The organism is Mesomycoplasma conjunctivae, from assembly GCF_000026765.1.
Lineage (GTDB): Bacteria > Bacillota_I > Bacilli_A > Mycoplasmatales > Metamycoplasmataceae > Mesomycoplasma > Mesomycoplasma conjunctivae.
In genome coordinates this window covers 327,324-337,795 of record NC_012806.1, presented here as the reverse complement: position 1 = coordinate 337,795, position 10,472 = coordinate 327,324, and the positions used below count along the sequence as shown (strand labels likewise).

The window sequence follows — 10,472 nt, the reverse complement described above, 5'->3', positions numbered from 1 at the left end:
AATAGTTGCATATCCTTTTAGTAATTCTATCTAATAGATAGTAATTTTTTATCCTTAAATTTTTCATAAAATGCTGGTAGTGAAGGTAAAAAAACAAAAAGAATTAAAACAATAATTTTAGTTATTCTAACTTTGAGAATCAAATTAAAATTTTCAACATTTGGATCAACTCCAGTTAATAAAAAAAGATCTATTATTGGAATAAGAAAAGCTGAGCTCAAAATAATTACAATACTTATAACAGAAAAGTAAGCAAGTGGTTTAAAATATTTGATTTTTTGTGTTGTTATTAAATTAGTTTTTCTATTTTGAATACCACCATAAATTGATGCGGCAATTAAAGCAAATGTAATCAATGCTGATCAATTTCCACTAATATCTGCAAAGGCATATAAATTATTTAGACTCTCTCCATACAAACTATAGGTATTATCGCTATATCCATAAACTCCTACTAAAGTTAAAATTATGATTAGTACAGTAGAAATAATTGCTAAAAATCAACTAGCTACTATCGGTTTGTCTGTCTTTTGATTATATTTCTGATGCCACTTTTCTAAAAATTTTAGTTCTCCATTTTTAATTAACTCATCAATTGCGCGTGGCCCTCACATCGTAAAAACATTGACAATACCCAAAATACTAATTGCTATAAATAAATTAGTTGTACCTATAATTCATTGAATGACTTGTTGTGATCATTTGAGTTCATCTTTTGCTATTTGTAAAAAAGAGCTAATTGAACCATCACCGACAATTGAAGTTGCAATTGCTATTAATAAATAAATAATGGTGGTCAGGGCTATCCCTATCATAATAGCTAAAGGTGTTTTTTTAGGATTTTTCATCTCAGTTTGTAGACCTGCTACTGTAAAAAAACCTTCATAAGTAAAGAAAATAGCAGCCATAGATAATAAAATACCAACTCCAGGCAAAGTTTTTGCAAGCGATTCACCCTGTGTAATAGTATTGCTAATATTGCTAAATTGAGGTTGGCTGGCTAGTTGGTTACTAGCTCCCATTGCAAGGAAAACAAAACCTAAAATAACAGTAGAGATAATTGGGATAAATTTAAAAAACAAAATCACAGTATTGTGCTTTTGAGCTATTTTAGAATTAAGACCAACAACTAAAAAATAGTAAAAAACTACAAGTGTAACAAGAAGCACTATAATTCAATCAAAATTTAAACCTCATGAAGCTGATTCTGAGAGTTTAAAAGCTGCAATAGCATCTTGAAGCATTTGCATAAAATAAACGGGCATTACAAAATATGTAAAAGGTAAATAAGCATAAATAATAAAACTCTTGGATAATTGATAAACAAATTTAGAATTAAATATTTTATTTCAAATAATTAATGATAAATTTGACTTGCTTGATACTGATGCAATTTCTATCAAGCTAAAAGACATTGCAATTATTGAGATGCAAGCAACAATCCAACTTGCAATTGCAAGTGCTAAATTAAAACCTGAGCCTTCAAGAACAGATTTAGATTTAAAGAAAATTCCTGCACCTATCAAAGCTCCAAAAACAATGAGAAGCGCACCAAAGAAAGAAATTTTATTTTTATTTTTAGCTTTATCACTTTGAATTGTCGCCATAATTTCTCTCCTTTGTTTCTGTTTTATTTAAATAATAACACAATAAGCAATAATAAAAAGCATTTTAAGCTTTTATTTACTAGTAAATTATTTTTTTAATTAATTAAAATTTTTTCATTATCTATTAAAGGGTAGAAATATTTATCAATAAGTTCTTGTTTTGCCTGTGTTAGTAAATTAAAAGGATTTCTAATTTGAAAATAGGTAACATATTTTCTGAGATATTGATTATAGTAATTAATAATTTGTTTATAAAATAGTTGGTTATTGACCAATATAGATTCATCATTTAAGAAAACATATTTTTTACTAATACTAAAGTGAACTGCTGGATCTAGAAAATTAGCAATATCTTGATTTAAATTTTGAATATTTGTCTTAAAATCTTCTAAAATTTTGAGCTCTTGTTTGGTAATCATTTCCTCTTCTTTTTCTTCTTGGTTACTAGTTTTGTGACTATTAGATAAGTCTGGATTATCTTTGTTTGCCTTGTTTTTTTTCGCCTCTTTTGCTACTTTTTCTTTGTTTAGTTTATCAATAATTTCATTTATGACTAGTTTGCTAAAGTTTTCAACTTCTATAATTTCTAAAATAATTTTTTGAATTAATTTTTGAGTTTTACTAATTAATACAAGATGATTGTTAAAAAGATTATTAGCAAACAAAGTTTTTAAATTTGGGTTTCACTCTTGTTGTTTATCAATGAGCAATTGTTCAAAAAATAAAAAATTTTCTCTTTGACTAAAAAATAAGTCAGGATTATTTGCTTTCATGATTTCTAACTCATTTTTTGCAAAAGCTTGCTCAAATTTTTTAAGCTTGCTTACATCCAAATCAACTTGATTTTCAAAATTGTTATCTTCTGCTGGAAAATCAAATTCTGAATTTGAATTATTGATTTGCGGTCGTTCAAAACTAAAGACAAAATCAATATCTTTTAATTTTAAAAATTTATTAATTACTGAATTATTAAGACCTTCTTGATTTTTAATTTTAACTATATTGAAAAAGTTTGTTGCAACTTTCTCAAAACCTTGGTAATCTACATCGTGTTGACCAAGTTTCGATCAATCTATAGGAGTAGAACTGGCAAGATTGAGATAATTTGCAGTAAGAACTTGATTGCCAACTTGACCTTCAACTACACTTGCAAATCTTGCTTTTTGATTACTTACAATTAAAGAATTGGTTGTAGTATCTTTAGTTTCTTGTTGGTAAACATTTTCATTTCTGTGATAATCAATTTCAATACAACTAGTTAAGAATAACAAGCTTGTAGTAGTAAGCACTAAAATTTTTATTCATTTCATAATTTTCCACCCATTTTTTAATATTTGCTAAATGTTAGCTATAAATTTATTTTTTGGGAAAAAATTACTACTTTTTTAACTAAAAACTTATTTTTTTATTATTTTTAAAAGAAAAAAACAACAAATAATTGTTGTTTTTTCACTAAAGAATTAAGTTATTTTAAATATTGTTTAATAAATGCATCACGAACTTTATTTCGATTAGTAGTATTATTTAAGATTGCTTCATTATCTTTAAAGACTGCAAAACCTTTAAGAATAATACCTCCAGCTGGACGACTTTGTTCATTTCCATTTTCATCAACTGGATTATTTTTTTCACTTACATCATCACCAATTATACCAAAATCAATTCCTCGACCTATAACTGCTTGAGCTTGAGGATCGAAAGCTAGTGTAGGTTGCATAACGCTTGGTTGAGTTCCTGTAGTTCCCGAAGTTTGAGCTCCTGAAGGTTGACCTACCGAAGATTGTTGAGCCATCATAGGTTGAGGTCTCATAGGTTGATTTCTCAAGGTTGCACTAATATAATTGTTAGTATTTCGGTCATAATTAGAAGGATAAACATTGAAGGTAATTTGTCTACCATCAGTGATGACTTCTAATAGTATTGGTTGATCAAGACTACCTAAAATGCTCCCTTGGGCCTCAGAAGTGTTTTGTCGTGAAGAATATCTAATTTTGTCTTTAAACTGGTCTGTTCCTTTTTGATAATCTTCACCACTTATAGAAAAATCTTTTGCAGATGTTATTGTAGTTCGATCATTGACATCAATAATAGCTAAAACACTAGTACGATCTACTGAAGAACCTGTATTACCTGTTAATGAAAGTGTATCATCGTAATCTAAACCTAAAATAAAGGCATCAGTATTCTCTTTTAGACCGGTTACATCACCAGGAATAGATTTTACTTTTTGAATATATAAGGAAACAGTTCCACTTCTAGATCCTCTAAAATCACCTGTAGATAATAATCTATATTTTTTACCATCTTCGAGTAATTTAGTAGGGGTAAAAGCTAAATATAATACACCTTTTGATAAATTGGAAACTCTTTCAACTTCTGTATCATTTCCAGGTGCATCTTTAGTTAGCAAGTTATTATCATAAATTATAGGTGTATTAATAGCCAAACCATCTTTGGTAATTCTATTGAAGAATCTTAAATTACGTTGTAATTCTTCTTTAGATAGGTTTTTTTCTTTTGCAACAATTTCAAGAATTTTTTCCTGTAATTCTTGAGCACCATTTATTTTACTTATATTTTCACTTATACCTTTTACAGCTTTATCATTTTCATCCAAAATCTTTTTAAATTGAGCTTCATTATTTAGCTTGGATAATAATGTAAGTGCGTTAGGAAGATCACGAACACGCTTAGAACGTTGAGGGTATTTATTAATAGTTTGTAAAATAGGACCTAAGACATCTGTTGGAGTTGCTAAATAATTTGGAAGTGTCTCACTGTTAATTCTATATCTTTGATTACTATTATTTAAAGACGCAATGCTAAATGGATAAAAGAGATCACTTGGTCCAAATATTGGACGATTATATTGAAGATTAGTTTTACCATCAATGAAAATATTAGCACTATAACTTTGAGCTAAATCATAAGCTTCATTATTTTTTGCCACATTACTAATTTCAATAACACGGTTTTCAACTTTTTGGTCTTTTGTGAGCTTAAATATAATACTATAAATATTATTATTTTCATTAAAATCAAAACTAATTTCTTTTTGATATGAAGGATCTAATTTGTCAAGGCTTGCAAAAACATCTGCTAAATATTGACCAGCTGGTTTGCTAGCTTGAAAACTAGTTGCAAAAGTTTGTTCTGAAGGTACAACAACATCTTTTGCTCTAGTGTTGAAAAAACTTGTTAATTGAGTTTGAATATTAGTTTTTTCTGCACTTGTGAGTTTAAAGTAGTCAGCTAATTTACTATTTTCAAAGAGGGTTTTTATATCTTTTTGGAAAACTTGAGTAATATTGTTATCTTTAATATTAATATTTTTAGCTGGAATAGTAGAAACTAATTGATATTTTAGTTGGTTACCAAAAATATTTACTGTAAAAGGACTAAGTTCAATATTTTTAATTTGATAGTTATCAAAAGCTGTCAAGGAATCATTAGGACCTGTTTTTTCAATAATTTCAGGTAAGTCAATTTTATCAGGATGTAAAATTGTTAATGGGATAATAGGTTGTAAATTAATAGCAACTGAGATACTATTTGTTGCATCAATACTTTGATTATTATCAGAGTTAATTAATTGAAATGTTGGTTGGAAAGTGTTTAAAAAGGCTTTATTTTTGTTCTTAAATCAGAATTCAAAGGTATTAATATTGTCTTTAGTAGCACCTTGGGATTTTAAAAACTCAATATTATTTTTAGCAGCTTCTGCTAAAATTTTAGCTCTTAATTTAGCTTGGGCATCTTCTTGTGTTTCAGTTTTTTCACCTGTAGCTTGGGTTTGGACAGCACCGGTTCCGGATGAAGCGGCAGCAGTGCCTGCTGCTGGAGTTGAAGGGGTAGCAGTGCCAGTTGTAGTTGATCCGGCTGTCTGTGTTTGGTCACTTCCCTGTGCTGGCTGTGTTTGTTGTTGTTGTTGTTGTTGTTGTTGTTGTTGTTGTTGTTGTTGTTGTTGTTGTTGTTGTTGTTGTTGTTGTTGTTTGGCTTTTTCAGCTTCCTCTGCTGCTTTTTTAGCAGCTTCTTCTTCAGCTTTTCTTTCTGCTTCTAAATAATTACTAATAGTTGTATAAATTCCTTGTTTAGTACTAAAAAGACGGAATTCTAAACTATCTTTGATATCAAAATAAGATCTTGCATTTGCTTTGAGCTCAGCTTCAAATTTTTCTTGAATGCCACTAATGGAATCAAGACCTTCAACAGCAATATTATAAACTTGGCTAAGTCCTTGCGCGTTTTTAACATTAATAGCAACACTTGCACTTCCATCTTGATCATTTGCATTAATTTGGATATAAGATTTTTGTCCAGCAACTGGAGTTAAAATTAAATCAGGAGAAAGTAGGGAGGTATTTCCACTACTATCAACAACATTGAGCCCACCAAAATAGGCAATGGTATCCATTAAAATTTGAAAACTTTTAGCCTCTGATAAACTAGTTGTTGGTTGACTTTCTGCTTGACGAGTTTGGGCAGCTTCAATTTGCTCTTTAGTAATTTTAGACTCAGGAGCAATATTGATAGTCTCACCCAAACTTCCTTGTTTTAAATTAGTCTCTTTTGCCACCTGGGAAGCAAAAAGATCTTGAAATTTTACTAAAAATTGTGAAGGTAAAATAACTTGTGAATTAAATAATTGACGATTAATTTTAATAGTTGACTGATTTGAAAATTCACTAGCTAAAATATCGCTTGGAGCAGATGTGCTAAATCCACTAAGGGTGGCTTTGATAGCTTTTGATAAAACTTGTTGTCTAGTTTGTTTATCAAAAGCGTATACCAAAAGATTATTAATAGATCCTGAGCTTGCACTTGTAGCTGGTGTACTAGTTTGCGAATTAGTAGTAGCTACTTGAAAAACTAAGTTAGGATATTTTTTACTAATTTGACTAAAATCAATAACATCTGCTAATTGAAATGCATATCTTTTATCTTTTTCTAAATCAAGGGCAACTTGTGCAGAGATATTTTGTTTATCAGTTGCAACTTTTAAGTTAGCAAGATCTTGTGCTAAATCTTGATAGTCAGCTTTTTGCGAATTATCTAATAAAGTTGGTTCTCCAACTTTGAAATATGATTCATATTGACTAAGGATACGGTTTTTGCTAACACCAACTCCAACACCAATTGTTAAAGCTAAAAATGCAACTGCAGAACCAATTATTAATAATTTATTTCTATTTTTTTTTGTTTTCATATTAAGTTCCTTTTAGTTAAATTGATATTTGATTAGTTTGAAGCTGGTGTTTGAGTTGCGCCAGGGGTAGTTGTTGTAGTTGTGCTAGGAGCAGGTGCTGCAACTGGTGTTGAGCGTCTAACTCCACTATTAAGAGTAATGTTAGCTCTTCCTTGAGCTTCAGGTGCATCTTGGAAATTGATTTCAACAGTTGGTTTTAATACTACTCTAATTTCTAATAATAGTCTTGATTGATTGTTCTCTCCAGATTTTAAACGGAAAATAATGCTAGTTGTTCCTACTTTATTGTTGATAACATCAGCAGTTTCAATTTTTAAATCCTTGTCAATTGCTTGTAAATAGTTAGCTAAATCGCTTCCAATATATTGAGATAATTCTTCAAATTTTACACTGTCTTTTTGCATTACCTTAATAGCATCATATTGATCTTTATCTAGTTCATATGTTTTTAGCGAAGCTGGAACTCCAAGGATAATATTATCAAGTCTTCGAGTTTCATCACGTTTTGCTCTATTTTCTTTTGATAATAAGAAGAAATTATCAATTGTTGTTAATTGTTTATCATTTGAGCTAACATATTGCAATTCATTATTTTGATCTAAAAATCCAAATTGATATGCAAAACGAATTTTAAGTGGTTTTGTCTCATCTGCTAATTCTTCTTCAGTGTTTGCAAGTTCGAAATTAACTCGATATTGTGATCCATTTGGAGTATAAGTTGACCAACCATCATGGTAAGCTGCTTGTAAATAGAAGGCAACAAGTAGGTCTTGAAGATTTTCCATTTCAGTTAATGCAATAGTTGGACTAGTTGAATCAATGTCACCATCAGCATAATCAGCATTACGGTTTTCAGCTGTTCGAGTGTTTACATAGGTTTTAACTAATTGTTTACGCAATTTAGTGAATTGGCTATTTCTAACACTTAAAACAAAATCATTGTATGTAACTTTATCATCAAATTCTTCAGTACTATAATTGGTAAAATTATTAGCTGCTAAATTAGATTGTGCTAATTTCTGTGCTTCTTGATGAAGTTCAGTCTCACTTAATGAGAAAGGAATATATAACACTGATGATTTTGCAAAATCGTTAAATCCTAAATCGTTGTTGATACTAAATATTGCAATTGGTTTTTTAAATCTAATATTTTTAAGATCACTAAAGTTAGCTCCAGAAAAATTAGGATCATAAGCTGTAGTAAATTCTACACCAGCTTGGTGTGCTAATTCATAAAGACCACGAGCAACTGCCTCTGGACCTTGAACATATAGTGAACGATAAAATGCAGCAATTGGACCTAAAGTATCATTAGGTTCTCTTCTAGAATTAAAGACATCACTTGTAGAAATAAAGACATTTTGATTTACAAATCGAGATGATTTATTAGGATAAAATTTAGCTTTTTTAATTTCTTCAAGTGTTGGTGGAACAATTAGACCAGAAGCATTATCATTTTCAATATTGGCTAATCTAAAAGAATAAGTTTTATTAAAAATATAATTAGTGTTTAATAAATTTTCAACTTCTTTGAATTTTTTCTCTTTAACTAAAGCAATTAATTCACCACGAGTTGCACGAATAGGTCTTCCTGTGTCTTTGTAATCGTGAATTTTTTTTGGATCACTAATTTCTGTATTCTCTAGTGCTTCTAAATCAATTTTATTTTTAAAGTTTTCTAATTTGAATTTTACTACTTTGCTAGTAAGAACTTTTTGTGAGTTACCACCATAAACAGATTCTAATAAAGAAATTCGTACTGGAATTTCAATATATAATCTTTGGTTTGTTTGATTATATCTAATACGAGCTTGAGAAGGTAAAAATTGATATCTTAAACTATTTGTAATTTGACTTTCATATTTACTTAATTGACCAAAAGTATATCTGAGGCGATTTGTTAGAGCTGAAGCTATAAAAGCATTAGCATCGTTCATATCAAAGCTCTGTAATTTAGTAAAATATTCAGTAGCGTTATAATCAAATAAATCAATTTTTCCTAAATCATTTGCACCAGCTGCATCAACAAATGAAGCATCAGTTTCAGTGTCTGGTTTAGTTGAATTAGTAGTAATTGTTTGACTTGTTAAACCTTTGTGATAATAGTCAAAGTGATCAAGTGGGTTAATATCAATTTGATCAATGATTTGTCTTGGATCAGCAAAGAAGGATTTACCATCGTTGGAAATTGTAATAACATCAATATAGGATTCATCTTTTCCTTGGTAATTTTGAAGATCTTTTTTAGCTTCTTGGTTAAAACTTGTTTTTACAAAAAGACGCAAGCTTCCTTGTTGATCATTAGCCTTGCTAATTCATTGTGAATCATCACTTGGATTTTTAATAAATTCAAATTGGAATGGATCTGTATTTTCATGAATTTTGTAACCTAGTGTTTGAGCAGTAATTTTATTTTTTACTTTTGAAATATCAAAATATCTACCAATAGCACTAGCTACTTGTTGTGAAGTTTGTAGTTTATTAATACTATCTAAAAAATCTTTTTCAAGAGTTAATTTTAATGGACGAAGTGAAATTGATGTAGAAGTATCTTCTGTGCTTTCAAGTAATTTTAAATTAGAAAAATTTTGTTTTACTATGTGAGCAAAACTAGTAAGAGCACTTCTAACATTATCAATTGGATTTAAATAGGTAAAAATAGTTTCCGATTTTGCTATTTTACCATTTTCAAGTTTTTCTTCGAAATGGAATCTTAGCTCAAAACGTTGTTTTTCATCATCACTTTTTAGTTCTTCAATAACTAATCTATATTTTTGCGGTGTATTATAAACTGATTGTTGACTACCATTTGTTGTAAAAAAATCAAAAATATCATCTAAGTTGATAGATTCTTTTATTTTTCCTTGTTCGTCATAAATACGAGTTTTTAAATTGTTGTAGTCACTAGTTATTGGTGCAAAGTCAGATTTAAAAGCTACTGAGCTTACTTTTGCTAATTCGTCTTTTACACCTTGTCTTGGATCACTTCCGTTATATCCAGCTCTTGAGGCAAAACCTACTACTAAACCAAAAGTAGTAATTGCTGCAATTGAAATTGCTGAACCAATTATTAATGTTTTTTTATTTTTCATGTCGTTTTTGTAAAAACCTTCTTTAGTTTTAATTTTCATTATAATTATATGAAAATTTTATTAAAATTAAAATAAAAAATCATATAAATAGGAAAAAATCTAATTTAGATTTCCAACTTAATAATTCTAAGATAGCTAAATTAGCAAAAAATTCTTTAAATTTATACACTTTTTAAAGTGAATTAGATTGGTTTATTTTTTACCTTATCTAAATTATATAATATATTTGAATAAAATGATTAATAAAATCTCTTTTAATCATGCAATACCTATTAGCTTAAAAAGAATAAGTAGATCATTATCTCTAAACTTAATTATTTTTAGCTTAATTGCTATAAATTTATATGCTTTTAGTCTTATTTAAAAATTAGGGTTGGAAAAACTTCATAGCATCTTATCAATATTTAGTTAGTCTCAAAGTTGTTCTCTTTTGAATCCTTTTTATTAGATAATAAAGCTATAAAGTCTTCTAATTTATAGTATTTTAAAAGTTTGTCTACACATATTAGTTTAATTTTAAAAAACACCAAAATTGGTGTTTTTTAAAATGAATATTATTATTTTTAT

At 28.6% G+C, this 10,472-nt stretch carries 4 protein-coding genes; all 4 read right to left on the bottom strand.

Annotated features, from left to right (window positions below):
* Positions 1 to 26: 26 nt before the first annotated feature.
* A complete protein-coding gene (locus MCJ_RS01500; RefSeq protein WP_012751525.1) occupies positions 27 to 1,607 on the bottom strand; it encodes an APC family permease in 1,581 nt (526 codons plus the stop codon).
* A 95-nt stretch (positions 1,608 to 1,702) separates the two neighbouring features.
* Positions 1,703 to 2,917, bottom strand: a complete 1,215-nt coding sequence (locus MCJ_RS01495) for a hypothetical protein (protein WP_012751524.1) — start codon at positions 2,915 to 2,917, stop codon at positions 1,703 to 1,705.
* Positions 2,918 to 3,072: 155 nt separating this feature from the next.
* Positions 3,073 to 6,813 carry a P110/LppT family adhesin N-terminal domain gene (locus MCJ_RS01490; RefSeq protein ID WP_012751523.1) on the bottom strand — a complete coding sequence of 1,247 codons (3,741 nt, stop codon included), beginning with the start codon at positions 6,811 to 6,813 and terminating at the stop codon, positions 3,073 to 3,075.
* Positions 6,814 to 6,845: 32 nt separating this feature from the next.
* Positions 6,846 to 9,905, bottom strand: a complete 3,060-nt coding sequence (locus tag MCJ_RS01485) for a P97 family adhesin (RefSeq protein WP_156768882.1) — start codon at positions 9,903 to 9,905, stop codon at positions 6,846 to 6,848.
* Positions 9,906 to 10,472: the final 567 nt, after the last annotated feature.